The 26,200-nt window shown below is 67.9% G+C and carries 20 protein-coding genes; 7 read left to right on the top strand and 13 right to left on the bottom strand.

Features of this window, described 5'->3' with window-relative positions; translation table 11 throughout:
• Positions 1–5: 5 nt before the first annotated feature.
• The 4 genes from M1K48_RS13675 to bchF are packed head-to-tail and all read right to left on the bottom strand — an operon-like array spanning position 6 to position 6,854.
• Complete coding sequence (locus M1K48_RS13675) at positions 6–3,548, bottom strand: magnesium chelatase subunit H (protein ID WP_249503742.1); 3,543 nt, start codon at positions 3,546–3,548, stop codon at positions 6–8.
• Positions 3,538–5,073 carry a ferredoxin:protochlorophyllide reductase (ATP-dependent) subunit B gene (gene bchB, locus M1K48_RS13670; RefSeq protein ID WP_249503741.1) on the bottom strand — a complete coding sequence of 512 codons (1,536 nt, stop codon included), beginning with the start codon at positions 5,071–5,073 and terminating at the stop codon, positions 3,538–3,540. The genes M1K48_RS13675 and bchB overlap by 11 nt, the downstream gene beginning before the upstream one ends.
• 3 nt (positions 5,074–5,076) lie before the next feature.
• On the bottom strand, positions 5,077–6,354 hold the full coding sequence (locus M1K48_RS13665) for a ferredoxin:protochlorophyllide reductase (ATP-dependent) subunit N (RefSeq protein WP_249503740.1): 1,278 nt from the start codon (positions 6,352–6,354) through the stop codon (positions 5,077–5,079).
• The gene (gene bchF, locus M1K48_RS13660) at positions 6,351–6,854 is read right to left on the bottom strand and encodes a 2-vinyl bacteriochlorophyllide hydratase (RefSeq protein WP_249503739.1); all 504 of its coding nucleotides are present in this window, start codon (positions 6,852–6,854) and stop codon (positions 6,351–6,353) included. The genes M1K48_RS13665 and bchF overlap by 4 nt, the downstream gene beginning before the upstream one ends.
• A 202-nt stretch (positions 6,855–7,056) precedes the next feature.
• Here bchF and M1K48_RS13655 point away from each other — a divergent pair, with 202 nt between their 5' ends.
• Genes M1K48_RS13655 through M1K48_RS13635 form a run of 5 tightly spaced genes read left to right on the top strand, consistent with a single transcriptional unit; the run spans position 7,057 to position 12,734 of the window.
• Complete coding sequence (locus M1K48_RS13655) at positions 7,057–7,863, top strand: cobalamin B12-binding domain-containing protein (RefSeq protein ID WP_249503738.1); 807 nt, start codon at positions 7,057–7,059, stop codon at positions 7,861–7,863.
• Positions 7,864–7,888: 25 nt separating this feature from the next.
• Positions 7,889–9,310 (top strand): transcriptional regulator PpsR, encoded by a 1,422-nt coding sequence (gene ppsR / locus M1K48_RS13650; RefSeq protein ID WP_249503737.1) that lies wholly within the window; start codon positions 7,889–7,891, stop codon positions 9,308–9,310.
• Between the two features lie 48 nt (positions 9,311–9,358).
• Positions 9,359–10,261 (top strand): chlorophyll synthase ChlG, encoded by a 903-nt coding sequence (gene chlG, locus M1K48_RS13645; protein WP_249503736.1) that lies wholly within the window; start codon positions 9,359–9,361, stop codon positions 10,259–10,261.
• Positions 10,258–11,574, top strand: a complete 1,317-nt coding sequence (locus tag M1K48_RS13640; protein ID WP_249503735.1) for a BCD family MFS transporter — start codon at positions 10,258–10,260, stop codon at positions 11,572–11,574. The genes chlG and M1K48_RS13640 overlap by 4 nt, the downstream gene beginning before the upstream one ends.
• Positions 11,547–12,734, top strand: coding sequence for a geranylgeranyl diphosphate reductase (locus M1K48_RS13635; protein WP_249503734.1), 1,188 nt, complete (start codon positions 11,547–11,549; stop codon positions 12,732–12,734). The genes M1K48_RS13640 and M1K48_RS13635 overlap by 28 nt, the downstream gene beginning before the upstream one ends.
• A 172-nt stretch (positions 12,735–12,906) precedes the next feature.
• On the opposite strand, the gene M1K48_RS13630 is transcribed toward M1K48_RS13635, so the two are convergent.
• Complete coding sequence (locus tag M1K48_RS13630; protein WP_249503733.1) at positions 12,907–13,434, bottom strand: c-type cytochrome; 528 nt, start codon at positions 13,432–13,434, stop codon at positions 12,907–12,909.
• Between the two features lie 133 nt (positions 13,435–13,567).
• On the opposite strand from M1K48_RS13630, the gene M1K48_RS13625 reads away from it, so the two are divergent.
• A complete protein-coding gene (locus M1K48_RS13625) occupies positions 13,568–14,815 on the top strand; it encodes a DUF3422 family protein (RefSeq protein WP_249503732.1) in 1,248 nt (415 codons plus the stop codon).
• A 3-nt stretch (positions 14,816–14,818) separates the two neighbouring features.
• Here the strand turns inward: M1K48_RS13625 and M1K48_RS13620 are convergent, their stop codons facing one another.
• The 7 genes from M1K48_RS13620 to cyoA are packed head-to-tail and all read right to left on the bottom strand — an operon-like array spanning position 14,819 to position 21,499.
• Positions 14,819–15,352, bottom strand: a complete 534-nt coding sequence (locus M1K48_RS13620; RefSeq protein WP_249503731.1) for a response regulator transcription factor — start codon at positions 15,350–15,352, stop codon at positions 14,819–14,821.
• Positions 15,349–16,650: an ATP-binding protein gene (locus M1K48_RS13615; protein WP_249503730.1), complete on the bottom strand. Its 1,302-nt coding sequence runs from the start codon at positions 16,648–16,650 to the stop codon at positions 15,349–15,351. The genes M1K48_RS13620 and M1K48_RS13615 overlap by 4 nt, the downstream gene beginning before the upstream one ends.
• A gap of 5 nt (positions 16,651–16,655) precedes the next feature.
• Positions 16,656–17,351: an SURF1 family protein gene (locus M1K48_RS13610; protein ID WP_249503729.1), complete on the bottom strand. Its 696-nt coding sequence runs from the start codon at positions 17,349–17,351 to the stop codon at positions 16,656–16,658.
• The gene (gene cyoD, locus M1K48_RS13605; protein WP_249503728.1) at positions 17,348–17,725 is read right to left on the bottom strand and encodes a cytochrome o ubiquinol oxidase subunit IV; all 378 of its coding nucleotides are present in this window, start codon (positions 17,723–17,725) and stop codon (positions 17,348–17,350) included. Before cyoD ends, M1K48_RS13610 begins: the two co-directional genes overlap by 4 nt.
• Positions 17,722–18,363, bottom strand: a complete 642-nt coding sequence (gene cyoC, locus M1K48_RS13600) for a cytochrome o ubiquinol oxidase subunit III (protein ID WP_249503727.1) — start codon at positions 18,361–18,363, stop codon at positions 17,722–17,724. Before cyoC ends, cyoD begins: the two co-directional genes overlap by 4 nt.
• 6 nt (positions 18,364–18,369) lie before the next feature.
• Complete coding sequence (gene cyoB / locus M1K48_RS13595; RefSeq protein WP_249503726.1) at positions 18,370–20,418, bottom strand: cytochrome o ubiquinol oxidase subunit I; 2,049 nt, start codon at positions 20,416–20,418, stop codon at positions 18,370–18,372.
• 22 nt (positions 20,419–20,440) lie between these two features.
• The gene (gene cyoA / locus M1K48_RS13590) at positions 20,441–21,499 is read right to left on the bottom strand and encodes a ubiquinol oxidase subunit II (protein ID WP_249505270.1); all 1,059 of its coding nucleotides are present in this window, start codon (positions 21,497–21,499) and stop codon (positions 20,441–20,443) included.
• Positions 21,500–21,693: 194 nt separating this feature from the next.
• Between cyoA and M1K48_RS13585 the strand changes: the two genes are divergently transcribed.
• Positions 21,694–23,052 carry an MFS transporter gene (locus M1K48_RS13585; RefSeq protein ID WP_249503725.1) on the top strand — a complete coding sequence of 453 codons (1,359 nt, stop codon included), beginning with the start codon at positions 21,694–21,696 and terminating at the stop codon, positions 23,050–23,052.
• On the opposite strand, the gene M1K48_RS13580 is transcribed toward M1K48_RS13585, so the two are convergent.
• Positions 23,049–26,189, bottom strand: a complete 3,141-nt coding sequence (locus M1K48_RS13580; protein ID WP_249503724.1) for a TRCF domain-containing protein — start codon at positions 26,187–26,189, stop codon at positions 23,049–23,051. The two genes, M1K48_RS13585 and M1K48_RS13580, sit on opposite strands and share 4 nt — an antisense overlap.
• Positions 26,190–26,200 lie beyond the last annotated feature (11 nt).

The following is a 26,200-nucleotide window of genomic DNA, read 5'->3' as shown; positions in this document are numbered from 1 at the left end:
TAGGGTCATTCTGCGGCCATCAGGCCTTCCAGCCTGTCCTCTATCTCGTCGCTGGCAGCATGAAGCGCAGCAAGGGTTTCGGCATCGGGTTGCCAGTAGTTGCGGTCGTGGGCTTCGAGCAGGCGGTCGGCCATGCGGGCGCTCGCCTTGGGATTGAGGGCGGCGAGGCGCTCGCGCATCGCGGGGTCGAGCACGAAGGTCTCGCTGATCTGCTGGTAGATCCACGGCGCCACGGCGCCGGTGGTCGCCGACCAGCCGAGCGTCGTCGCGACATGGCTTTCGATGTTGCGGACGCCCTCGTGGCCGTGGCGAAGCATGCCTTCGTACCAAGTGGGGTTGAGGGTGCGAGTGCGGCTTTCCAGTTCGACCTGTTCGGACAGGGTGCGGACCCGGGCGGCGCCGCGGCTGGTCTCGTCGACGATGTAGATCAGCGGCGCCTTGCCGCCGCGGGCGCGGGTCACGGAACGGCTGATCCCGCCCAGCCCGTCCATATACTGGTCTATGTCGGTGACCCCGAGTTCGACCGACTCGAGGTTCTGGTAGGTAAGCTCAACCTCGCCCAGCGCGCTCTTGAGCAGCGCGCGCTGCTGCACCGGAGCGCCCTTGCGGCCGTAGGCGAAGCCCTTGCGGCGCTCGAACACTTCGGCAAGCTCGTCCGGATCGGCCCACGCCCCGCCGTCGACCAGCTGGTTGACGTTGGCGCCGTACGCTCCCTCGGCATTGGAGAAGACCCGCAGCGCGGCGGTTTCAAGGTCGCAGGCGTGGGTGGCCATGTGCGCGAGGCTGTTGGCACGGACGAAATTCATTTCCTCGGGCTCAGCGGCGTTGGCGGCGAGGTAGGAGGCTTCGGCCAGCATGCGCGTCTGCAGCGGGAGCAGGTCGCGGAAGATGCCCGACAGGGTGACGACCACGTCGATCCGCGGGCGGCCGAGTTCGGCCAGCGGGATAAGCTCCGCGCCCGACAACCGGCCATAGCCATCGAGCCGCGGGCGGGCGCCGATCAGGGCCAGCGCCTGTGCGACCTGGGCGCCTTCGCTCTTGAGGTTGTCGGTGCCCCACAGGACCATCGCCAGGCTGCGCGGAAGCTTGCCGTCGTTGGTCGCGCGATGGCGCTCCAGCAACTGTTCGGCCGCGGCGGCGCCTTGCGCGACGGCAAAGGCACTCGGCAGGCGGAAGGGGTCGAGGCCGCAGACGTTGCGGCCGGTCGGAAGAACGGCGGGATTGCGGATGATGTCGCCACCGGGCGCCGGGCGGACATAGCCGCCGTCGAGGGCATGAATCAGCGAGGCAAGCTCGTCGGTCCGGTCGAGGCCGGCGGCGGTCGCGGCGCGGCTGTCCTCGGGGACTGCGTCGAGGAAACGCTCGCGCACCTCGCCCTGCGGAACGGTGCCGAGGATGTGGAGGCCATCGGGAATGAGGCTGGTCTCGACCTCGTAGAGGCGGGCGGCAATCGCGGCGGAGTCGGCGGCGGTAAGGTCCAGTTCTTCGGCCTTGGCGGCGATCGCCTGCTCGAGGTCGGCGCGCTCCGGGGCGTCCGGAGCGGTCACCCGCCAGCGCTCGATCAGCGCCTTGCACTGGGCGAGGCCCTTGTAGAGCCCGGCGTTGGCGAGAGGCGGGGTCAGGTAGCTGACCAGGGTCGCACCGCTGCGGCGCTTGGCGAGCAGGCCCTCAGACGGGTTGTTGGCGGCGTAGAGGTAGAAGTTCGGCAGGTCACCGATCAGCCGTTCGGGCCAGCAGTCGCCCGATAGCCCGGCCTGCTTGCCGGGCATGAATTCGAGCGCGCCGTGGGTGCCGAAGTGGAGCACGGCATGAGCACCGAAATCCTCTCGCAGCCAGCGATAGTAGGCGCTGAAGGCATGGGTCGGTGCGAAGCTCTTTTCGAACAGCAGGCGCATCGGATCGCCTTCGGTGCCGAAGGCGGGCTGGATGCCGACGAAGACATTGCCGAAGCGGCGGCCGAGCACCTGGATCGCGCCGCCGTCGGACTGCTGGCGACCGGGGGCCGGGCCCCACTGGCGCTCGATCTCGGCCAGGTGAGGTTCGCGCCGGACATGGTAATCGGCGGTAACTCGCGCGGCGACATTGGCATCGCTTCCGTACTGCCGCGAATTGCCTTCGAGCACCGCGAAGCGCAGCGCGTCGACGCTGTCGGGCACGTCGACCGAATAGCCTTCGCGCCTCAAGCGAACGAGGGTCGCGTGGAGCGATTCCCACACCGCAAGGAAGGCGGCGGTGCCGGTCGCGCCGGCGTTGGGCGGGAAGTTGAATAGGGTGATCGCAAGCCGCCGCGCGGCGCGCTCGGTGCGGCGCAGGGCGATCAGCCGGGCGGTCTTGGCGGCCAGCGCGGCGGACCGCTCGGGGCAGCCGGCCATGCTGCGCATCGGCGCGTCGACCGAACCGCTGCGGCCGCCGTAGACGCTGCTGCAGATCGCCCCGTCGAGTTCGGGGATGGCGACCATCATCATCGCTTCCAGCGGCAGCAACCCCTGGGCGCCGGCCCGCCACTGATCGAGCGATTGGAATTCGAGCGCCTGCGCGGCGATGTAGGGCACGTCGAGTCCGGCCAGCGTGGCGACCGCGCCCTCCGCATCATTGTAGGCCGGGCCGCCGACCAGGCTGAAACCGGTCAGGCTGACCACCGCATCGACCACCGCACGGCCTTCGCGAACGAAATAGCGCTCGATCGCGGGGCGGGAATCGAGGCCGCTGGCGAAGGCCGGAACCACGGTCAGGCCCTTGGCCTCCATCGCCGCAATGACGCCGTCATAATGACCGGTGTCGCGGCCCAAGAGGTAGGAGCGGAGCAGGAGGACGCCGACCGTCCCTGCCTCGCCGCCAGCGCAATTCGGAAGCTGGGAGACCTGCTCGACCAGCCGGCCGGGAGCGTCGGGGTGATAGAGGCCGACCTCGGGATAGGAACGCGGCGCTTCGGCCTTGGTCGCGCCGCGATAGCTGCGCCGTTCGCCGTCGGCGTAACGGTCGACCAGCGCGCGAACCATCGCCACGACATTGTCGTCGCTGCCCGCAAGCCAATATTGCAGCGTCAGGAAATAGGCCCGCACGTCCTGCGCGGTGCCCGGCACGAAGCGCAGCAATTTGGGCAGGCGCCGCAGCATCTTCATCTGCCCGGCGCCCGAGCTCGCACCCGGCTTCTTGGCCCCGCGCAGCCGCTTTAGCAGCGCCATCGGACCGGTCGCCGGAGCGTCCATCCGCCAGCCGCCGAGGCGGGTCATCTGAACCACCTCTGACCCGCTCATCAGGCCAAGAAAGGCGTCGCACTGCTCGCGCCGCGCTTCCAGCGCCGGGCGGATCGCGCGGATATGGTCGTCGAGGAACAGCATGGTCGCGATGACGATGTCGGCACGCCCGACCGATGCCGTCGCTGCCGTCAGCGCGGCGGGGTCGCGGTCCCATTCGGACGCGGCGTGGAAATCGATCGTGATGCCGTCGGCCTCCAGCCGATCGTTGGCGCGGGCGACCGCACCCGCCAGATGCTTGTCGAGGGTGACGATCGCCACCTGGACGCTAATCGGGACGTCAGCGGCCATAATGCGCCTTCGCCTCGTAGAGGGTGGCGAGCTCGACCGTGGCGAGGCCGTGGCTGGCGGCGAACGCCTCGGTGTTGCGGCGCGCCTTGCCGCGGACGAAGAAGGGGATCTTGCGCAATTCGGCCTCGGCCTCGGCGGTCCAGCCGCTGACGACTTCTGCCGATGGCAAAGCGGGTTCGGGATCGGGAGTCGAAGCGATTGCGCCATGGCCGCCGAGGTGGCTGGCGCCGGCCTCGTCGTGGAATTCCGGATCGTCGCGGAACATCGTCAGGAGATGCTCTTCCAGCCCCATGACCAGCGGATGGACCCAGCTGTCGAACAGCACGTTCGCGCCTTCGATCCCCATCTGGGGCGAGTGGCGGGCGGGGAAGTCCTGGACGTGGACCGGGGCCGAGATGACGGCGCAGGGAATGCCGAGCCGCTTGGCGGTGTGGCGCTCCATTTGCGTACCGAGCACCAGCTCGGGCTGGGCGGCGGCAATCGCTTCCTCGACCTCGAGGTGGTCGTCGGTGATCAGTGCTTCGAGGCCCAGCTCGGCAGCCAGCGTGCGAACGTCGCGGGCGAATTCGCGGTTGAAACAGCCGAGGCCGCAGACGGTGAAACCGAGCTCGTGCGCGGCGACGCGGGCGGCGGCGACGGCGTGGGTGCCGTCGCCGAAGATGAAGACCCGCTTGCCGGTGAGATAGGTCGAATCGACCGACCGGCTCCACCACGGCATGCGCAGATCGGGATGGTTCAGGGCCGGTGCGGGATCGACCCCGGCCAGCGCCGCCACTTCCTCGATGAAGCGGATGGTGGCGGCGACACCGATCGGAACGGTGCGGATGCAGGGCTGGCCCTGCTTTTCGAGATAGCGCGCGGCCTCGTCGCCGATCTCGGGGTAGAGGCAGATGTTGAAGCGGGCGTCGGGCAGGCGGCGGATGTCGGAGGGCGCTGCGCCGAGCGGGGCGACCATGTTGACCTCGATCCCGAGCAATTCGAGGATCCGGGTGACCTCGCGCACGTCGTCGCGGTGACGGAAGCCGAGCGCCGCGGGGCCGAGGATGTTGGCGCTGATCCGATCGCGCGGCGGGGTCGGCACACCCGCCGGGCAGAGCGCGCGGACGATCTGGTAGAAGGTCTCGGAGGCGCCCCAATGCTCCTTGCGGCTGTAGCTAGGAAGCTCGAGCGGGACGACCGGGCATGGCAGGCCGAGGGTGCCCGCAAGACCGCCGGGATCGTCCTGGATCAGTTCGGCGGTGCAGGACGAGCCGACGATCATCAGTTCGGGCTGGAAGCGATCATAGGCCTGCTTCGCGGCGGTCTTGAACAGCTCGGCCGTATCGCCGCCGAGGTCGCGCGCCTGGAAGGTGGTATAGGTCACCGGCGGCCGCTCGCCGCGGCGCTCGATCATCGTGAACAAGAGGTCGGCGTAGGTGTCGCCCTGCGGCGCGTGGAGCACATAGTGGACGCCGCGCATGGCGGTGGCGACCCGCATCGCCCCGACATGCGGCGGTCCTTCATAGGTCCAGACGGCCAGCCGCATCGCCTAGATCCTGATCAGGTCGCGCCGCCGCAGCGGCCGGGAGAAGAGTTCGGCGAGATCGCCCGCCTGTTCGAACCCGTGGATCGGGGTGAAGACGAGTTCGATCGCCCACTTGGTCGACAGCCCTTCGGCCTCGAGCGGATTGGCGAGGCCGAGGCCGCAGATGGTCAGGTCGGGCCGCGCCGCGCGGACCCGGTCGAGCTGGCGGTCGACGTCCTGCCCTTCGCTGATCACCACGTCGTCGCCGAGCAGCGCCAGTTCGGGCGCGAGGTGGCGGGCGTGGAGATAGGGGGTGCCGACCTCGACCAGCTCGGCGTCGCATTCGGTCGCGAGGAACCGCGCCAGCGGCACTTCTAGCTGCGAGTCGGGCATGAAGAAGATGCGCTTGCCGGCGAGCTGATCGCGGTGCCGCTCGAGCGCGCGCTTGGCCCGCTCGCGGCCAGGCGCGATTGCCCGGCGGAAGGTCAGCGGATCGACGCCGAACAGATCGGCGGCGGCCTGCAGCCAGGCCGTGGTGCCCTCGGCCCCGAACGGGAAGGGCGCGGGAATGCGGACGGCGCCGCGATCCTCGAACACCGCGGCGGTCTCGCCCAGGAACGGCTGGGCGAGGAGGAAGCGGGTGTGGGGGCCGATCGCCGGCAGGTCGGTCGACGAGCGGCCGGGGAAGAAGCGGACCGGCAGGCCCATGTCGGCGAACAGCCGCTCGAACTGGTCCTCGACGATGTCGGGGAGGGCGCCGGCCACCAGCAGCTCAGGGATCAGCGCCGCTTCCGACCCGGCTGGGGTCCAGGGAGCGGAGCGGGCGAGCGCGGCGAGGCAGGCGTCCTCCCCTTCCGTGAACGTGGTTTCGATGCCGCTTCCCGAATAGCTGAGGATGCGGATGCCGGTGCGCTGCGACTGCAGGCGCTGGGCGGCGCGCGGAAGGTCGAGCTTGATCACTTCGCTGGGGCAGCTGCCGACCAGGAACAGCGTGCGGATCCCGGGCCGGCGATCGAGCAGCCGGGTGACCACCGCGTCCAGCTCGTCGTTCATGTCGGCGAGGCCGGCGAGGTCCTTTTCCTCCATGATCGCAGTGGCGAAGCGAGGTTCGGCGAAGATCATCACCCCGGCGGCGGACTGCAGCAGGTGGGCGCAGGTGCGCGAGCCGACGACGAGGAAAAAGGCGTCGGGCATCTTGCGGTGCAGCCAGACGATCCCGGTCAGACCGCAGAAGACTTCGCGCTGGCCGCGTTCCCGGAGGACCGGGCGCGGGCTTGGCGCCAGGGGCGCGGCGACCGTCACGCGGCCACGGTCCGGAACGCGGGAGTTACTTCGCGGCGGGCAAGCCGCAGCTTCCACAAGAATTGGCCGGCGTTGACGACGTACGTGGCGTAAGCGGCCAGAGCGACGGCCATCCGCTGCGCCGGCAGGCCGATCCCGAGCACCAGCATCGCGACGTAGGTCAGGTGCAGCGCGATGACGAGCATGCTGAACACGTCTTCCCAGAAGAAGGGACGGGCGAACAGCCACTGGCCGAACACCACCTTCTCCCATGCGGCGCCGGTGACCATGATCGTCAGCAGGGCGAGCGTCTTGATCAATACCGAAATGTCGGCGGCCGCTTCACCCTGGCCGGTGCCGAGGAAGCGCAGGACCAGCGCTAGGCTGACCAGGAAGATGAAGAACTGGATCGGAGCCAGCAGACCCTGGACCAAGGTCCAGCGGGTCGAGTCGCGGCGCCGCCGCTGCTCTGCCGTGTAGATCGGCAGTGGCGCTCCCCTGGTTCCGTCCCGCTCTTGCATGAGCCAAATATCCTCGTTCGGTGACGAAGGTTACGCCTCGAACGCGAGAAGTGTCAATTCTTGTTGACGTAAACTATTTTGGACAACTTGGGATTGTGCTTCGATTTTTTTCGACATAGCTTTCGTGCCGGAATGATCGGCGAATGAGTCGCCCCTCGTTCAAGCCGACGCGAGAGCGCCGACTACGCTTGAGGAGACCGCGATGGCCTCGGTGATCGGTGTGGACATTGGGAATTCGGGTCCGGAAAGGCGCAGGCGCTCGGGCAAGCGCCCGCCGGCCGCGCGACTGCTCAATGCCTGTCCCGAACCTGCACCGCTGAGCCGGCGCGACGCGACACGGATCAGCGATGCCGAGGTCGACGCCTTTGCCCCGCTCGCCATCTCGCTCGAAGCCCACGACCTCCTCGCCGAGGTCGATATCTACCTTGCCCGCGGGTACAGCGCGGAGCGGATCTTCGTTGAGCTGTTGGCTCCGGTCGCACGCCGCCTGGGCGATGACTGGACCGCCGACCGGATCGACTTCCTCGACGTCACCATGGCCCTGTGGCGCCTCCAGGAAGTGCTCCGCGAAGTCGCCGCGCGAACCCCGCCGGGACCCGGCTCCGTTACCTCGCGCCGGGTGCTCTTCTCGCCGTTGCCCGGCGACCAGCATGCGTTCGGCGCGGCGATGATCGACGAATGCTTCACCCGCGCTGGATGGAGTAGCAACCTGCTGATCGAGCCGAGCCGCGGATCGCTGCTCGCCGCGGTGGCCGCCGCCGAATACGATCTGGTCGGATTGACCGTCACCTGCGACTGCCATATCGGCCCGCTGACGGCGTTGATCGTGGCGATCCGGAATGTATCCAGGAACTCGAATGTGCGTGTGATGCTTGGCGGCCGGTTGCTGATCGAGGATCCCGGCCTGGCCGACCGGGCAGGCGCGGATGCGACGGCGGCCACCGCGGTCGACGCGCTCGACATCGCCGAACGGCTGGTCATGGAACCCCTGAACGCTGCTTACGCGTAATCGCGCCTCCGGCGCTGGAGCTGACATGAAGCAATCGTCCCCTGACGACGACGGTACGCCTCGTCTGGATGCGGACAGCCCGATGCTGATGGGGCTGGACGTCGCCAGCGTTGCGCGGCTGGTCGAAGCGTCAGGCGACCTCGCCTTGCTGGTCGACGGCGAGGGCGTGATCCGCGACGTCGCCGCGCCGACCGCCGACCTTGCCGAGGCCCGCCAGTGGGTCGGGCAAAGCTGGTCGTCGGTGGTCACCGTTGAAAGCCGGGTCAAGGTCGAGGAGATGCTGGCCGACGCCAATCTCACCGCCGCGCAGCGCTGGCGCCAGGTCAATCACAACGGCAGCGCCAGCGAATTCCCGATCCGCTTCAAGGCGATTAGGCTGGCCAACGGCACCACCGTCGCGGTCGGCCGCGACGAGCGGGCTACCGCCCGCCTTCAGCAGCGCCTGCTCCAGGTCCAGCAATCGCTTGAGCGCGACTATCTCCGCCTGCGCCAGGCCGAATCGCGCTATCGCCTGTTGTTCGAGATGACCGCCGAGCCGATGCTGATCATCGACCTGGCGACCTTGCGCATCCGTGAGATCAATGCCGCCGGGGTCGAGTTGCTGTCGGGCGGCAACCTCCAAGGCCAGCCGTTCGTGGCGCAGGCCGCCGCCGCCGACCGCGACCAGCTGATTGCCTTTGTCGGCGCGGTCTCCACCGGTACCACGGTCGCCCCGATCGCCGTGTCGCTTGCCCGCACCGGGGCCGAAGTGGCGCTGTCGGCGCGCCTGTTCCGCCAGGGCAGCGATGCCTATCTGCTGGTCCAGATGAGCACCGGCGACGCGCCGCGGATCGGCGAGACCGAGCGGCTGACGCTCGACATGGTCAAGCGGCTGCCCGACGCGCTCGTGCTGACCGACGACCGGCTCGACATCCTCGACGCCAACGACTCCTTCCTCGAGATGGTGCAGGCCCCTGCCCTCGCCCCGCTGATCGGGCGTCCGCTCGGCGAATTCCTCGGCAGGCCGGGAATCGATCTCGACCTGATCCGCGCCCAGGTCGCCGACCACCGTGTCGCGCGCAACGTGTCCACCATCCTGCGCGGCGACGACGGCGGGCAGGAGGAAGTAGAAGTGTCCGCCGTGCGCAGCGGCGACAAGGACAACCATTACGCCTTCACCATGCGGCTGGTCGCCCGCAGGATGCGCGACCTGCCACCGGTCACCCGCGACCTGCCCCGCTCGGTCGAGCAGTTGACCGAACTGGTCGGCCGCATGCCGCTCAAGGACATCGTGCGCGAAAGCACCGACCTGATCGAGCGTCTGTGCATCGAGGCCGCGCTGACCTACACCTCCAACAATCGCGCCTCTGCCGCGGAGATCCTCGGCCTCAGCCGGCAAAGCCTTTATTCCAAACTCAACCGGCATGGTTTAGGCCGTGCCGACGAGGACGAAATAACCTCCTCTTAACTGTCCAATTTGTTTGACCATCCTCTGTGTATGGCATAGCTTACAGAGATGAACCGGCTCGCTCGTCCTTCGTCTCTGCCGGCCCTGCCGCTGGCGAGCGACGTGCTGGAGCTTTCCAAGCCAATTACCTGGTTCCCGCCAATGTGGGCGTTCGGCTGCGGCGTGATTGCCTCGGGACAGCCGATCGCCGGCAAGAGCGCGCTCCTGCTGGCCGGGGTGGTGCTTACCGGACCCCTCGTGTGCGGCACGAGTCAGATGGTCAACGACTGGTTCGACCGTCACGTCGATGCGATCAACGAGCCCGCGAGGCCGATCCCGTCGGGCCGGATCGCGGGCAATTGGGGATTGTGGCTGGCCGTGGCCGGCACCCTCCTCTCAATGCTGCTCGCAGCAGCGATGGGCTCGGTGGTGGCGGTGGCCACCGTCGCTGCCCTGCTGCTCGCATGGGCCTATAGCGCCCCGCCGGTGCGCCTGAAGACGAGCGGATGGTGGGGGCCGCTGGCGGTTGGCCTCAGCTACGAATCGCTGACCTGGTTTACCGGTAGCGCGATCATGCTCGGCGCCGTCCCGCCGGCCGAGGTCTGCGCGGTCCTGCTGCTCTATGGCGCAGGGGCGTGGGGGATCATGACCCTCAACGATTTCAAGGCGATCGAGGGCGACCGGCTGACCGGCGTGCGCTCGCTTCCGGCAATGCTCGGCGTCCGCCCGGCCGTGCGCCTCGCCTGTCTGGCGATGGCGGCGGCGCAGGTTGGGGTGATCGCCGTGCTGCTCGCCAGCGGACTGCCGCTGACCGCCGGGCTGGTCGGCGTGTCGCTGGTCCTGCAGCTGCTATGCATGGTCCGGCTCGCGGGCAATCCCCGCCGCTTCGCGCCCTGGTATAATGCGATCGGGGTCAGCCTGTACGTCACCGGCATGGCGATCGCCGCGATCGGCCTGGGTTCGCTCCGGTGAGTGGCTGGGTCACGGTCTTCCGGCTCGGCCTCGTGCAGGCGAGCATCGGGGCGATGGTGATGCTGGCGACCTCGCTCCTGAACCGGGTGATGGTGGTCGAACTCGGCCTGGCCGCGGCCGTCCCAGCGGGCCTCGTCGCCTGGCATTATGCGGTGCAGCTGACCCGCCCGGTCAGCGGCCATGCGTCCGACCGCAGCGGCCGCCGCACCCCGTGGATCGTGACCGGCATGGGGCTGCTGTCGCTGGGCTCGCTCGCCGCGGTCGATGCGGTTACCATGCTTGCGCCCGGCTCATGGAGCGCACTGCTCCTGCTGCTGTTCGGCTTCACCCTGATCGGCCTTGGGGTCGGCGCCGCCGGCACGGCCCTGCTTGCCCTGCTGGCGGCCTCCGTCCCCTCCGAGCGCCGTGCGGCAGCCGCGGCGACGACCTGGATCATGATGGTCGCGGGCATCGCCATCTCGGCCGGGGTGGCGGGAAGCCAGCTTCAGCCCTTCACCCTGCCGCGGCTGGCCCTGGTCGCGTCGAGCGTGGTGCTGGCCGCCTTCACCCTTTCGCTGGTGGCGCTTGCCGGGCTGGAAAAGGCGGGGGCCGCAACCGCCGCGCCGGCCAGCCGCAAGTCCTTCGCCCAGGCCCTGCGCGAAGTCAGCGAGGACCGCGAGGCGGTGCGCTTCACCCTGTTCGTGTTCCTGTCGATGCTGGCCTACAGCATGCAGGACCTGATCCTCGAACCGTTTGCCGGGCTGGTGTTCGGCGCGGCGCCGGGCGAGTCGACGTCGCTGGCCGGGATCCAGCATGGCGGCATCCTGGCGGGTATGCTGCTGTCGGGCTGCCTGGCTGGTCCATGGCTGCGGCGGGGCGGGCCACCCTTGCTATGGTGGACTACCGCCGGCTGCGCGGGATCGGCCGCCGCGCTTGCCGCCCTGGCGATCGCCGCCACCTCCGGCCCGCCGTGGCCGCTCGCGACCAACGTATTCGTGCTGGGACTGATGAACGGCATCTTTGCCGCGTCCGCGATTGCCGCGATGATGGAATTGGCGGGACGCGGCGGAAGCTCGCGCGCCGGCGTGCGGATGGGCGTGTGGGGCGCGGCCCAGGCGCTGGCGTTCGGTACGGGCGGGCTGGTCGGGGCACTGGCGACCGACGCCGCGCGCGCGATGATCGGCGCCGACGGCCCGGCCTTTGCCCTTACCTTCGGCGCCGAGGCGATGCTGTTCCTGCTCGCCGCTCATTTCGCCGTGCGATTGCTCGCCGCCAATTTGCGGCGCGACCTTTTGGGAGAACAGGGATGGAGCAGTTCGACGTCGTCGTCGTAGGCGGCGGACCGGCGGGCGCGACCGCCGCCGACGACCTCGCTTCGGCCGGCCGCAAGGTCCTGCTGCTCGACCGCGCCGGGCGGATCAAGCCGTGCGGCGGGGCGATTCCTCCCCGCCTGCTCGAAGACTTCGCCATCCCGCTCAACCTCCTGGTCGCACGCGCGACAGCCGCGCGGATGATCGCGCCATCGGAACGGGCGGTGCGGATGCCGGTCGGCGATGGGTTCGTCGGCATGGTCGACCGGGACCATTTCGACGAATGGCTGAGGGACCGCGCCGCCGGGCATGGCGCGCACCGCCGCACCGGCACCTTCGAACGGATCGACCGCGACGAGGGGGGCCGCGCCATCCTCTGCTATCGCGAAAGCCGCAACGGCGCGCTGGTGCGGGTCGCCACCGCCGCGATCATCGGGGCCGACGGAGCGCGCTCGGCGGTTGCCCGCGACGCGCTGCCCGGCGCCGAACGAGTGCCCTGCGTGTTCGCCTATCACGAGGTCATCCGCGCCCCCGAGCACGACAGCGCAGCTTATGAAGCCGGGCGCTGCGACGTCTTCTACCAGGGCGACCTGTCACCCGATTTCTACGGCTGGATCTTCCCCCACGGCGAGACCGCCAGCGTCGGCGTCGGCAGCGCGCACAAGGGATTTGCGCTGCGCGAAGCGGTTGCGGTTATGCGCGACCGCAACGGCCTGGCGGGGTGCGAGACCATCCGCCGCGAAGGCGCGCCGATCCCGCTCAAGCCACTCAAGCGCTGGGACAATGGACGCGACGTGGTTGTCGCGGGTGATGCCGCCGGGGTGGTCGCGCCGGCGTCGGGCGAAGGCATCTATTACGCCATGACCTGCGGCCGGATAGCGGGGGATGCGGTCGCACAATTCCTCGATTCAGGCGACCCGCGTTGCCTCGGGCTTGCCCGCAAGCACTTCATGAAGGCGCACGGCAAGGTGTTCTGGGTGCTGCGGCTCATGCAATATTTCTGGTACAAGTCCGACAAAAGGCGCGAGCGCTTCGTCCACATGTGCGCGGACAAGGACGTGCAGCAGCTGACCTGGCAGGCTTACATGAACAAGCGGCTGGTGCGGGCTAAACCCGGGGCGCACCTGCGCATCTTCCTCAAGGATACGGCCCACCTGCTCGGCCTTGCGAAGGTCGCGGCCTGAACCGTCGCCACCGCCGCGGGCCGGGCGCTGCCGTCGCGCGCTACCGATGCCGGCTGATCAACGAAGACCGGTACCGCCGACGCAATGCCGCAGCAGCCATCCCAGCCGCTGCGCAATGGTCGCGATGATGGCGGCGCCCGATCGGTCGACCGGGTCGCCGCCAGGAGCGAGCTTACTTCTGGGTTTCGAGCCAGGCGATGAGGTCGGCCCGCTTTTGCGGATCCTGGATGCCGGCGAAGGCCATCTTGGTTCCCGGGACCACCCGCTGCGGGTTCTCGAGATACTGGAACAGCTTGGCGGCGCTCCAGGTGATCCCGCTGTTGGCGTTGGCCGGCGAGTAGGCGTAGCCGGCGATCTTGCCGGCTTCGCGGCCGACCCCGGCGTGCAGCGACGGCCCTATCCGGTTTACGCCCGCGTCGGTGACGTGGCAGGTCTTGCACTGGATGAACACCGCTTCGCCCTTGGTGGCGTCGCCGGTGAAATCGGCGAATTTGGCGCCGCTGACCGTATCGACATTGTCGGCCGCGGGCGCTGCAGCCGCAGCCGGCGCGGCAGGAGCCGTAGCGGTGTTGGTGGCTGCCGGCGTCGCAGCAGTGTTGGCCGTCTCGCCGCCACCTTTGTCGCCCCCTCCTCCGCCGCAAGCTGTTACCGAAAGTCCGACCAACAGGGCGGAAGCAAGCAAGCTGGAAGAGCGGTTCATGGGCGAAAACTCCCTCGTTACGTGCGCGAACTAAGCAGAAAGAAACAACATAGGCAAATAAGCCTTAGGTCCATTAGAATGGGCAGGATCGCCTGCCCTATTGGACTCTGACAGGACCAGAAAAGGGGCGGCCGTGGACTTCCATCCCCAACGCGACTCGCTGCTTGCTGAAGTCCACGCAAGGCCATCGACGCCGATCGATGGACCGATGCTGGTGACCCGGATCGCGGCCTTGTCGGGGCCGGAGGGCGCGGCCGCCGACCGCCGCCACATCACCGAATTGTGCAACCGCATCGGCAGTCCGCGTGTCGCCGACGATGCCGTGTGGTGCGCGGTCGACGGCGGGGACTGGCAACTCCGCTGGGAGAAGCATGGCGAATTCTTCAGCTGGACCTTCTTCGCCCGGCCGAAGGGCAAGGGGGTGGACGCAAGCGCGATCGATGCCGTGCCCCGTGCCTGGCTCGACACCTTGCCGGGCAAGGTCGTGGTGCTGACCAGCCTCGCCGTCTCGCGCGAGGACCAGCGCCCCGATTCCGCGCCTGACCCGAAGGAAGCGGTTGGCTCGCGCATTGCCGACGGCACCGCGACGCTGCTGACCGACCTTCGCGCCGATGCCGCCGGAATGACCCGCTTCCGGCTGTTCATGCACGTCGACGACCCGATCCTGACCGGCCGGATCGCGCTCAGCCTGCTGGAGATCGAAAGCTACCGGCTGATGGCCCTCCTTGCCTTCCCGGTTGCGCAGCAGACCGCGGCCCGGCTGGCTGAGATCGAAGCCGAAGCGCGCGAACTGACCGAGAAGATCGCTACCCATCTCGGCATCGACGATGACCGCGACCTCCTCGCGCGGCTGGTGGCCCTGTCGGGACGGATGGAAGCGATGAGCGCCAGCACCAGCTTCCGCTTCGGTGCCGCGCGGGCCTATTACGACATCGTCCAGAACCGCATCGCCTCGCTCGGCGAAGAGGCGCTGCCCGGCCGTCAGACGATGCGCGATTTCATGGACCGGCGGCTCGGGCCGGCGATGCGGACCTGCACCAGCATCGCCCACCGCGAGACGGAAATGATCTCGCGCATCGCGCGGGCCGGGCAGATGCTGAGCACCCGGGTCGAGCTGGTCACGCAGAAGATCAATGCCGACCTGCTCGATTCGATGAACCGGCGCGCTTCGATGCAATTGCGGCTGCAGCGCACGGTCGAGGGGCTGTCGGTCGCGGCCGTCTCCTATTACGTCGTCTCGCTCCTGCTAATCCCGCTCAAGGCGCTCGACCACCGGCTGCCGCTCGACACCGCGCTGCTGACGGTCGCGCTGGTGCCGCTGACGGTGCTGGGGGTGTGGTGGTCGCTGCGCCGGATCGCGGGCCGGATCGGCGACGACTAGGGCCTAGCGGACCGGCCGCTTCTCGAGTTTGCGGGCGAGCGTCCGGCGATGCATGCCGAGCCGCCGGGCGGTTTCGGAAATGTTGAACCCGGTGGCGATCAGCGTTTCGTTGATCTTCTCCCACTCCAGCGTGCGCAGCGAGGTCGCCCGGCCGTCGAGCGGCACGTCGGAATCGCCCGCGGCGCGGCCGAAAGCGGCTTCGATATCGTCGGTGTTGCTCGGCTTGGGGAGGTAGTGGGCGGCGCCCAGCTTGATCGCTTCGACTGCGGTGGCGATGCTGGCGAAGCCGGTCAGGACGACGATGCGTGTCGCCGGGTCGGCTGCGGCGATGGCGGCGACGCAGGGCAGGCCCGAATGGGTGCCGAGCTTGAGGTCGACGACGGCAAAATCGAACCCCTGCGCGGCCAGCAACGCTTCGAGTTCGACCGGCCCGATCGCGGTCCGCACGTCGTAGCCGCGGCGTTCGAACGAGCGGGCCAAAGTGCGCGCGAAATCCTCGTCGTCCTCGACGATGACCAGGCGCCGGTCGCCGCTCACCCGCGCCGTTCCGATCCGACCAGCGGCAGGGCGAAGCGCACCGATGCGCCGCCTTCGGCCCGGTTGCTCGCGTCGAGCGATCCGCCCAACCGCCGGGCAACGCTGGCCGCGAGGAACAGGCCGAGGCCGTGGCCCGCCCCCTTGGCCGAGCGTAGCGCCTGTCCCAGCGCCGCGATCTGCTCGGGCGCGAAGCCTGGCCCGTCGTCAAGGATGTGGACCACCAGCCGGTCGTCCGTCACTTCGGCGCGCATGACGATCCCGCCCGGGCTCGCCTCGCCGGCATTTTCGAGCAGGCTCCACAATGCCTGGCGAAGCGCGGGTTCGCCCGGGATACGCGCGCCCTTCACCGCGCCGAAGCTGGCATCAAGCGGGACTTCCTCGTGCAGGGTCTTCCAGTCCGCCACCAGGCCTTCAAGCAGGCTTTCGGCGGCAAGGCTGGCCATCGCCTCGCCCCGCGGCAGGCCGGACGTGTCGAGGATGTCGCTAACAATCTCCCGGCACCGCTCCACCGCGCGGTGGGCGTCGGCAAGCTCCTCACGGAAGTTCGGATCGGAGCTGCGGTCGGCCATCCGCTGCCAGTCGCCGACCAGCACCGACAGCGACGACAGAGGCGTCCCAAGTTCGTGCGCGGCGCCGCTGGCGAACAGACCCATGCGGACGATGCTGTCCTCCTCGGCCGCGCGCTGCCGCAGCTCGGCGACATAAGCGTCGCGGGCGCGCAGGTTGCGGCTGATCCGGGTGGTGAACAGCACCAGCAGCACTGCCACCATGACAAACGCAATCTCCTCGCCGATCAGCCCGAGGTCAAAGTCGCCCGCGGCCAGCGGCGGCAGCTTCAAGGGTAGGTGCGACGCTGAGAGCAGCGCAAAGGCTGCGATCGACACGCCGACCAGCAGCCACGCCCGTCCCGCCGGAAGCAGCACGGCGCCAAGCACGATCTGCAGCAGATAGAGCGCGACGAACGGGTTCCTGACACCGCCGCTGAGATACAGCTGTGCGGTCAGCGCGGCCATGTCGAGGAGCAGCGCCAGGAACAGCTCGCCGGGGACGACCCAGCGTTCCTTGAGCGTCACGCTGAACAGCACGTTCCCAAGCGCCAACAACCCGGCAACGCTGAGCATGGCAGTCAGCGGCAGGGCGACGTCGAGCAGGAAGTGCGACACCAGGATGGCAACCAGCTGCCCCGCCACCGCGATCCAGCGCAGCTGGATTAGCAGGCGCATGTTCTCGATCACCGCTTCTTGCGGGGAGCGGCCTGGCAGCCTCGACGGCTGGTGAGTGAGGGCGAGCAGCGGCACGTCCATCATCCCCCGTTGTGCGTCGTTCGCAGCGTCAGGACCAGCCCGAACAGGCACAGGCCGGCCAGCCCGAACCAGGTCAAAGCATAGACTAGGTGGGAATTGCGGAAGCTGACTACCGTCAGTCCGCCGATCGGAAGCCCGCCGGGGTTGGCCGTCGCATCGGCATCTATGAAGAAAGGTGCGACCTCACTGAGGTCCCGCGCCGCCGCGATGGTGGCCACGTCGCGCGAATACCAGCGGTCGGCGGACGGCTGGTTGGCGCGCAGGAAGCGCCCGCCCGGCTCGGTCAGGCGGACAAGACCGGTAACAACTACGTCGCCGGACAGCTGGCCCTGCGGGCGGGTCGAAGCCGCCGCTCGCTCGCTCGGCACGAAGCCTCGATTGACGAGGATCGTGCGGTCACCGGTGTCGAGTGGGGTCAGCACCCAATAACCCTTGCCGCGCTCGGTCAGTGCGTCGACCAGCGTCTCGCGAGCATGATCGAAGCGGCCGCTTGCCCACACCTTGCTATATTCGGGCCAAGTCTCCCGCGCTTCCAAGGCCACTGCCGGGGCCGCCAGCCGGGCATCGACCCGGGCGATCAGGTCGCGCTTCCACGCCAGCCGCTCGACCTGCCACACGCCAAGGCCCGCGAACAGCAGCGCCAGGCCCGCGCACAGCGCGATCAGCGCCCCGCGCTTGGCCCGGCTCCGTCTCACGGGGTGCTGCTGGCCTGTCCGCTCATCATGCCGGGCATCATGTTGCTGTTGAGATGGACCATGATCCACAGCGACCCGGCAATGGTGATCACCAGCAACACCGCGGTGAAGACGTAGGCGAGCAGGGTCCAGCCCCCTTCCCCGCTGGTATTGACGTGGAGGAAGCAGACGGTGTGGACCAGGATCTGCGCCACCGCGAACAGGATGATCAGGATCGCGACCAGCCCCGGATTGCCGATCGGCTGCGCCATCACCAGCCAGAAGGGGATGAAGGTCAGGACGCCCGACAGCGCGAAGCCGACCAGGTAGCTCTTCTTCGAGCCGTGGCCGTGCTCCGACCCATGGGCCTTATCGTGGTCGGTAGCGGCGCTCATCGCAGCATCCCCATCAGGTAGACAAAGGTGAAGACGCCGATCCAGATGACGTCGAGGAAGTGCCAGAACATGCTGAGGCAGGTCAGGCGGCGCTTGTTGACGACGCCCAGCCCATGCTTGCCGACTTGGACCAGCATGATCCCGATCCAGACGATGCCGACCGTGACGTGCAGCCCGTGGGTCCCGACCAAAGTGAAGAAGGCCGACAGGAAGCCCGACCTCTGCGGCGTCGCGCCCTCGCCGATCAGCACGCCGAACTCATACAGTTCGATGGCGACGAAGCTCATGCCCAGCAGGGCAGTCAACGCCAGCCAGCCCTGCACTGCCTTCACCTTGCCCTTGTCCATCGCCAGCATGCCGAAGCCATAGGTGATGGAGGACACCAGCAGGATCGCGGTGTTGAGCGCGACCAGTTCCAGCTCGAAGATGTCGCGCGGGGCCGGACCTCCGGCGAAGCTCGACGACAGCACGCCATAGGTGGCGAACAGCGAGGCGAAGATCAGCGCGTCGCTCATCAGGTAGATCCAGAAGCCGAGCAGGACCGGGCTGGCGTGAGCCTCCCCATGGTCGTGCGCGTCCTTCTCGATCAGGTGGAAGGTGTCGCGGTCGAAGCCGGCGTCAGGTGCGATGGTGGCCATGGTTCCTCAGGCTCCGGCCGCGACGGCTGCGCCGTGCCGGGGCGTCGGCAGGATTGCCGGTTCGGGCGCATAATTGATGTCGAGGAAGGAGATTTCCTCGCGCTCGACGCGGGCGACTTCCTCGGCCGGGATGTCGTAATCGCGATTGTAGTCGAAGCTGTGCCAGATGGTGATCGCGATCAGGCCCACGAAGGCGAGTGCGGCCAGCCACCAGATGTACCAGATCATCCCGAACCCGATGGCGGCGGCCAGCCCGGCCTGGATGATCGCGGTGCCGGTGTTGCGCGGCATGTGCACCGGCCGGTAACCGTCTGCCGGGCGGGCATAGCCGCGGCTCTTCATGTCATACCAGGCGTCGAGGTCGTGGACGACCGGGGTGAAGGCGAAGTTGTAGGCCGGCGGCGGCGAAGTGGTGGACCATTCCAGCGTGCGGCCGTCCCACGGGTCGTTGCCGACCCGCAGCTGGTCACGCTTGCGGTAGCTCACCACCAGCCCGATCACGAGGGCGAGGATGCCGACGAGAATGATCGCGGCGCCGATTGCGGCGATGATGAAATAAGGCTGCAAAGTCGGATCGTCGAACATGCGGACCCGGCGCGTGGTGCCCATCAGGCCGACGATGTAGATCGGCGTCCAGGCCACCCAGTAGCCGATCACCCAGCCCCAGAAGTGGACCTTGCCCCAGAACTTGTCGAGCTTGAACCCGAACGCCTTGGGGAACCAATATTCGATGCCGGCGAAGAGCCCGAACACCACGCCGCCGATGATCACATTGTGGAAGTGGGCAACCAGGAACAGGCTGTTGTGAAGGACGAAGTCGGCCGGCGGGACGGCGAGCAGGACGCCGGTCATGCCCCCGACCACGAAGGTCAGCATGAAGGCGATGACCCACATCATCGGCAGCTCGAAGCGGATTTCGCCCCGGTACATGGTGAACAGCCAGTTGAAGATCTTGGCCCCAGTGGGGATGGCGATCACCATCGTCGCGATGCCGAAGAAGCTGTTGACGCTGGCGCCCGACCCCATGGTGAAGAAGTGGTGCAGCCAGACGAGGTAGCTGAGGATGGTGATGACCACCGTCGCGTAGACCATCGACGAATAGCCGAACAGCCGCTTGCCGGTGAAGGTCGAGGTAATCTCGGAATAGATGCCGAACACCGGCAGGATGAGGACGTAGACCTCGGGATGGCCCCATAGCCACACCAGGTTCCAGTACATCATCGGGTTGCCACCAAGGTCGTTGGTGAAGAAATTGGTGCCGACGTAGCGGTCCAGCATCAGCATCGCGAAGGCGCCGGTCAGGACCGGGAAGATCGCCACCGCCAGCACCTGGCTGCAGAAGGCGGTCCAGGTGAACACCGGCATCTTCATCATGGTCATGCCGGGCGCGCGCATCTTGATGACGGTGGTCACCATGTTGAGCGCGGAGAGCGTCGTACCGACACCCGCGATCTGCAGCGCCCACAGGTAATAGTCTGGCCCGACCCCGGGCGAGTTCTGGAGGTTGGCGACCGGCACGTAATTGAGCCAGCCGGCGGTCGAAAATTCGCCGACGAATAGCGATACCATGACCAGGCCGGCGCCCGCCGCGGTCAGCCAGAAGCTGAGCGAATTGAGATAAGGAAAGGCGACGTCGCGCGCGCCGATCTGCAGCGGCATGACGAAGTTGATGACGCCCGACACCAACGGGATCACCACGAAGAAGATCATGATCGTCCCGTGGGCGGTAAAGACCTGATCGTAATGGTGGGCGTTGAGGTAGCCCTCGCTCCCGTTGAAGGCCATCGCCTGCTGGAGGCGCATCATGATTGCGTCGGAAAAGCCCCGGAGCAGCATCACGATGCCCAGGATGAAGTACATGATGCCGATCTTTTTGTGGTCGACGGTGGTGAACCACTCACGCCACAGATAGCCCCACAGCTTGAACTTGGTGATGCCGCCAAGCACCGCGATCCCGCCCAGCGCCACCACCACGAAGGTGGTCAGCAGGATCGGCTCGTGGATGGGAAAGCTTTCCCAGCTCAACCGGCCGAAGATGGTCTTAGCGTCGATCACTTTGTACAGCTTTCCGCCTGGCTCAGGTCATGTTGCGATTGGCGTCGTCGCCGGGCTTGGTGGCCCCGGGCGCCTTGCGCGTGTCGGTGGGCTTGGTGACGTTGGGTCCGGTGCCCTTGTCTTGCGGCGCCTTGAACAGGGCGCCTTCGGGCTTGTCGCCGGGCGCGGGAACCGATCCCCGGCCAGGAGGCATTTTGCCGTGGCCACTGCCTCCATGCCCCATGTCCTGGCGCATGACGTCGCCCATGCACGGCTGGCCGGGCTCGACGCAGCGTTCTAGGATGCGGCGATAAAGGTCCTTGTCATTCATTGCGAACAGCATCGACGGCACCTTTTCGCTCGGCTTCAACAGCTGGCGATAGCTGGCGATGTCGAGCGTCCGGCCGCTCGCCCGGGCCCCGTTCACCCAGCCATTGAATTGCTGCTCGGGCACGCCGCGGATGCGAAAGCGCATGCCGGAAAAGCCCGCGCCGCTGTAATTGCCGGAGTAACCGGTGCTATCCACCGGCCGGTCGAGCGCCGCGTGAAGCGTGCTTTGCATCCCCGGCATGGCATAGATCATCCCAGCCATGGTCGGCGCGTAGAAGGTGTTCATCATGTTGGACGAGGTGATCTCGAACCGCACTTCGCGGTTGAGCGGAAGCACCAGGTCGTTAACCGTGGCGATGCCGAGGTCGGGGTAGATGAACAGCCACTTCCAATCGAGCGACACTACCTGCACCCGCAGCGCCTGGCTGTCCGCGACCTGTCCCTCAAGCGCGGTCGCCTTGCGATCGAGCGGGCGGAACGGGTCGAGCAGGTGGGTGCTCGACCAGGTCAGCGCGCCCAGCGCGATGATGATCAGCAGCGGCGCCGACCAGATCGCCAGTTCCAGCGTGGTCGAATGGTCGAAATGCGGATCGTAGGTTCCGCCCTTGCCTTTGCGATAGCGCCAGGCGAAGACCACGATCAGGACCATCACCGGCACGATGATCAGCAGCATCAGCCCGGTCGAAATGATGATCAGGTCGCGCTGCTGTCGGGCAATGGTGCCGGCCGGATCGAACACCGCATGCGAGCAGCCCGCCAGCAGAAGCGCCACGATCAATGGGGCCAGCGTCCGGGCTGACAATAAGGGGGACCTCGGCTTCATGAGGCAGCGAGATAGGCCTGACGGGTGCGCTGCAACATTGGACAAAATGTCCAATCCCGCGCTGCGCGCATTACGGGCATAGGGGGTAGCTGGGGTGGAGCCGCGTGCGTGATGCTGCCCAAAGCGAAAGAAGACGAGCCGACATGACCACCACCGCCGACAGTGCTTCTTCCACCTCGCTGGAACGTGACGCCCAGGCGGTCAATGCCAAGCATGGCGAGGTCCGGCCGGGCGAGATCGCGATCGGGGTCATCATCGGCCGCACCACCGAATTCTTCGACTTCTTCGTCTATGCCATCGCCTCGGTGCTGGTGTTCCCGACCTTCGTCTTCCCCTACCTTGATCCGCTCGAAGGCACGCTCGCCAGCTTCGCGCTGTTCAGCCTGGCCTTCTTCGGCCGCCCGCTCGGCACCTTCCTGTTCACCTACATCGATCAGCGTCACGGCCGCGGGGTGAAGCTTACCATCGCGCTGTTCCTGCTCGGTGGGTCGACGATGGCGATCGCCCTCCTTCCCTCTCATGCTCAGGTCGGCGCGACCAGCGCTTGGCTGCTCGGCTTGTTCCGGCTGCTGCAGGGTGTCGCGCTGGGCGGGGCGTGGGACGGTCTGCCCTCGCTGCTGGCGCTCAATGCGCCGCACGAAAAGCGCGGCTGGTATTCGATGATCCCACAGCTTGGCGCCCCGCTCGGCCTGGCGCTGGCCTGCGTGCTGTTCGCTTACTTCCTTGCGCTGCTGGAGACCGCCGACTTCCTGCGCTGGGGCTGGCGCTACCCGTTCTTCGTTGCGCTGGCGCTCAACATCGTCGCGTTGTTCGCGCGCCTCCGGATCGTCGCCACGCCCGAATTCAAGCGGCTGTTCGACACCCGCGAGCTGCAGCCGTCGCCGCCGTTCGAAACGCTGTTCGCGGAATGGCGGACGATCCTGCTCGGTGCCTTCGCCCCGTTGGCCAGCTTCGCGCTATTCCACCTCATCGCGGTGTTCCCGCTGTCCTACAATCAGCTGTTCACCACCGGCAGTCCGGTCCGCTTCCTGCTGATCGAGGCGCTGGGCGCAATGGTGTTCGTGATGGCCATCCTGCTGTCGGGCATCCTTGCCGACAAGGTCGGCCGCCGCGCGGTGCTGGGCGTGTCGGCCGCGCTGATCGGGACCTTCTGCTTCGCCCCGATGCTGCTCAGCTTCGGCCAGTTCGGTGAAGGGCTGTACCTGCTGCTGGGCTTCGTCCTGCTCGGTCTCAGCTTCGGGCAGGCCGCGGGCGCGGTGAACAACAGCTTCCGCCAGCAGTATCGTTACACGGGCGCCGCGATCGTCTCCAACTCGGCTTGGTTCATCGGCGCCGGCTTCGCCCCGCTGGTCGCGCTGTGGCTGACTGCGCGGGTCGGCCTGTGGGCGGTCGGGCTGTACCTGCTGTCCGGCGTCATCTGCACGCTCGGCGCCCTGTTCTTCAACCGCAGCTACGGCCGGCGCGACGAGGAAACCTCCGCCCATCCGGCCGTCGCCGACTAGTCGCCGGCAAGGTCGGCCAGCACCGCTTCGAGTTCGACCAGACGCTCGGCCGGCTCGGCGCTCTCGGGCCGGAACAGCCAGCGTCCCTCCTTGGCTTCGAGCGGTGCGGGCGCCTTCGCCGAGGCGTCGACCGGGGTGATCGCGATCGCCGCAGGGCCGGCGTCGATCCGCCGCACGCCCGCCGCGCGCGCCAGTATCCGCACCTGCGCCGACGCCAGCAGGGCTTCGGCCTCGTCGGGGAGCTCCCCGAAGCGGTCTGCCAGCTCGGCCCGCAGCGCATCGAGCCCGGCGCTGTCTTCCAGCCGCGCCAGCCGCAGGTAGAGCGCCAGCCGCACCTCCTCCTCGGGGATCCATTCCGCCGGCAGGCACCCGGCGGCGCCCAGCCGAAGTTCGGGCTCGGGCGTGTCGACGTCCTCGCCGCGGGCATGGCGTAGCGCCTTGCCGAGCAGGTTCTGGTAGAGGTCGATGCCGATCAGCTTGAGGTGACCCGACTGCTCCTCGCCCAGCAGATCGCCGGCCCCGCGCAGGTCGAGGTCCCGCGCGCTGATCGCAAAGCCCGCGCCCAGCCGGTCGAACGCCGCCAGCGTGTTCAGTCGGTCGAGCGTCCGCTTGGGAATGTCGGCCTTGCCGGTCATCAGCAGGATGTGCCCGCGCCGCGCGCCGCGCCCGACCCGCCCGCGCAACTGGTGCAATTGAGCGAGGCCGAACCGCTCGGCCTTCAGCACAACCATGGTGTTGGCGCGCGGAACGTCGAGCCCGGCCTCGATGATATTGGTCGCCAGCAGCACGTCGCCATTGCCATTGGCGAAGCCGACCATCGACTCGTCGATCTCCGCCGCCACCATCTTGCCGTGGGCGCGAACCACCGACAGTTCGGGCACCAGCCGCGCCAGGGTTTCGCCGAGCGGCTCCATGTCTTCGATGCGGGGTACGACCACGAAGCTCTGCCCGCCGCGCGCCCGCTCGCGCATCAGCGCGGTGCGCAGCTTGGTCTCGTCCAGGCCGCCGACCTCGGTCCGGATCGGCTGACGCCGAGCCGGCGGCGTCGCCAGGATGCTGACTGGCTGCAACCCGACCAGTGCCGACTGCAGCGTCCGCGGGATCGGGGTAGCCGTGAGGCTGAGCGAATGCGGCGCGCCCAGACCGCGCAACTTGTCCTTGTCCTTGGCCCCGAAGCGCTGCTCCTCGTCGATGATGACAAGGCCAAGGTCCTTGTAGACCGCGTCCTTGCCCGCCACCGCGCCGGTCCCGACCACGATCGAGATGCTGCCGTCGGCGAGGCCGGCGAAAACCTTCTTCTTGTCGGCCGCGGATACCAGCCGCGACAGCATGGCAACCTCGACGCCAAGCTCACGGAAGCGATTGCGGAAGGTCTCCAGATGCTGGCGCGCAAGCACCGTGGTCGGTGCCGCCAGCGCCACCTGCTTGCCCGCGAACACCGCCATCGCGGCTGCGCGTAGCGCAACTTCGGTCTTGCCGAAGCCGACGTCGCCGACCACCAGCCGGTCCATCGGCTTGCCCGCCGCAAGGTCGCTGCGGATGGCCGAGATGGCCTTCAACTGGTCGGCGGTCTCGGTGAAGGGAAAGCTTGCCACCAACTGTTCGAAGCGGGCGGCGTCGGGTTCGATCACCGGGGCTTCGGCCTCCGCCCGCTCGGCCGCCAGCGCGACCAAGCCGCGCGCGGTTTCGGCAACGGCTGCCAGCACCTCGCCGCGCCGCCTTTCCCATGATGACCCGTCGAGCTTGTCGAGCGTGACACTGTCCTCGTCCGAACCGTAGCGCCACAGCTTGCCGACGTCGGCGACGGGAACCAGCCGGCGCGCCTCGCCCGCAAAGCGCAGCACCACCGCATCGCCGCCGTTTTCGGGCAATTCGGTCAGTCCGGTGACCGCGGCCAGTCCGTGATCCTCATGAATGACGATGTCGCCGGGGCGGATTTCGGGCGCCGCGAACAGCTCGCCTGGGACCGAAGCCGCGCCGGCCTCCTGCACCGCGCGCGAGCCGATGAGGTCGCCGGCGGCAACCGCGACCAGCTGGCCTTGCGTGAAACCGCGCGGCACCGCCATGTTCAGGGCAAGGGGCGTCCCGGGAGGCGCTGCCATCAGCTCATCCCAGCTCTCGACCGGCACGATGTCGGTCTTGAGTGCACGCGCCACACGCGCGCTGAGGAAGCGTACGTCACGGGGCGAGCCCAGCAAGGCAATCGTCTTGCCCTCGTTGAGCGCGGACTTGGCGAAGCGGAGAAACGCCCGCTCGGGTGCGCGTTGCTCGACGAACCGCGGCGGCGGCGCATCCAGGCCTCGCGAAAGATCGAGGTGGTCCAGCTTGGCGATCGCATCCTGCCAGCGCTTATCGTCGCAGATGTCGGCCATCGCCCGGGCCGGGCGGCGCTTGCCGGTATCGGCTGCAAGCGCGAGGAACAGCTTGCGGCGCTGATCGGCTCCGGGATCCTGGGCTAGTACGGCGCCGGGAAAGTGATCGATCAGGGTCACCCCGTTTCTTGCTTGCGGTTCGGAGACGATGCCGATCTCCAGCCGCTCCAATTCCTCGATAGTAAGCTGGGTCAGTGGGTCGAAGCTGCGGATGGCAGAGATTGCCCCATCAGCCACTTCGATCCTGACCGGCTGCTGGCGGTCTCCGGGGTAAAGGTCGGCAACGTTGCCGCGCACCGCCACTTCGCCTGGTTCGTCGACCCGGTCGTCGTCATGGTAACCGAGCGAGCGGGCGGCCTCAGCAAAACTCTCGAGGTCGAGCGGCTCGCCGGGACGAAGCATCGGTGGCTTGGCCGAATAGGCCGATGGAGGCGCAACCAGCCGGCCGGCGGCTTCCCCACTGCTGACCAGAAGCACCCGGCGGTCCCCGCCCAGCGCTTCCGCGAGGTGGCGAAGGGTGGCCGTGCGCTGGCCCGAGATGCTGGCCGAAGTCGGCGCATCGTCGCCAGGCAGCACGTCCGACGCGGGGAGGTGCAGGACCAGCCGGTCTCCTGCTCCCTGCGCGGCGGCGCGGGCGATGCTGTCGGCCCGCACCTCGTCGCGGGCGAGGAACAGCAACCGCGGCGCCTCCGCCGTCAATAATGCCGCTACCACTTCGCCGATTTCGAGTTCGGCTGCTCTTGCTTGTTCTTCGCCCCTGGCCATGCCCCCCGCAA

The sequence above is a fragment of the Sphingomonas glaciei genome, from assembly GCF_023380025.1.
Lineage (GTDB): Bacteria > Pseudomonadota > Alphaproteobacteria > Sphingomonadales > Sphingomonadaceae > Sphingomicrobium > Sphingomicrobium glaciei.
This window is presented reverse-complemented; position numbering and strand designations above follow the sequence as displayed.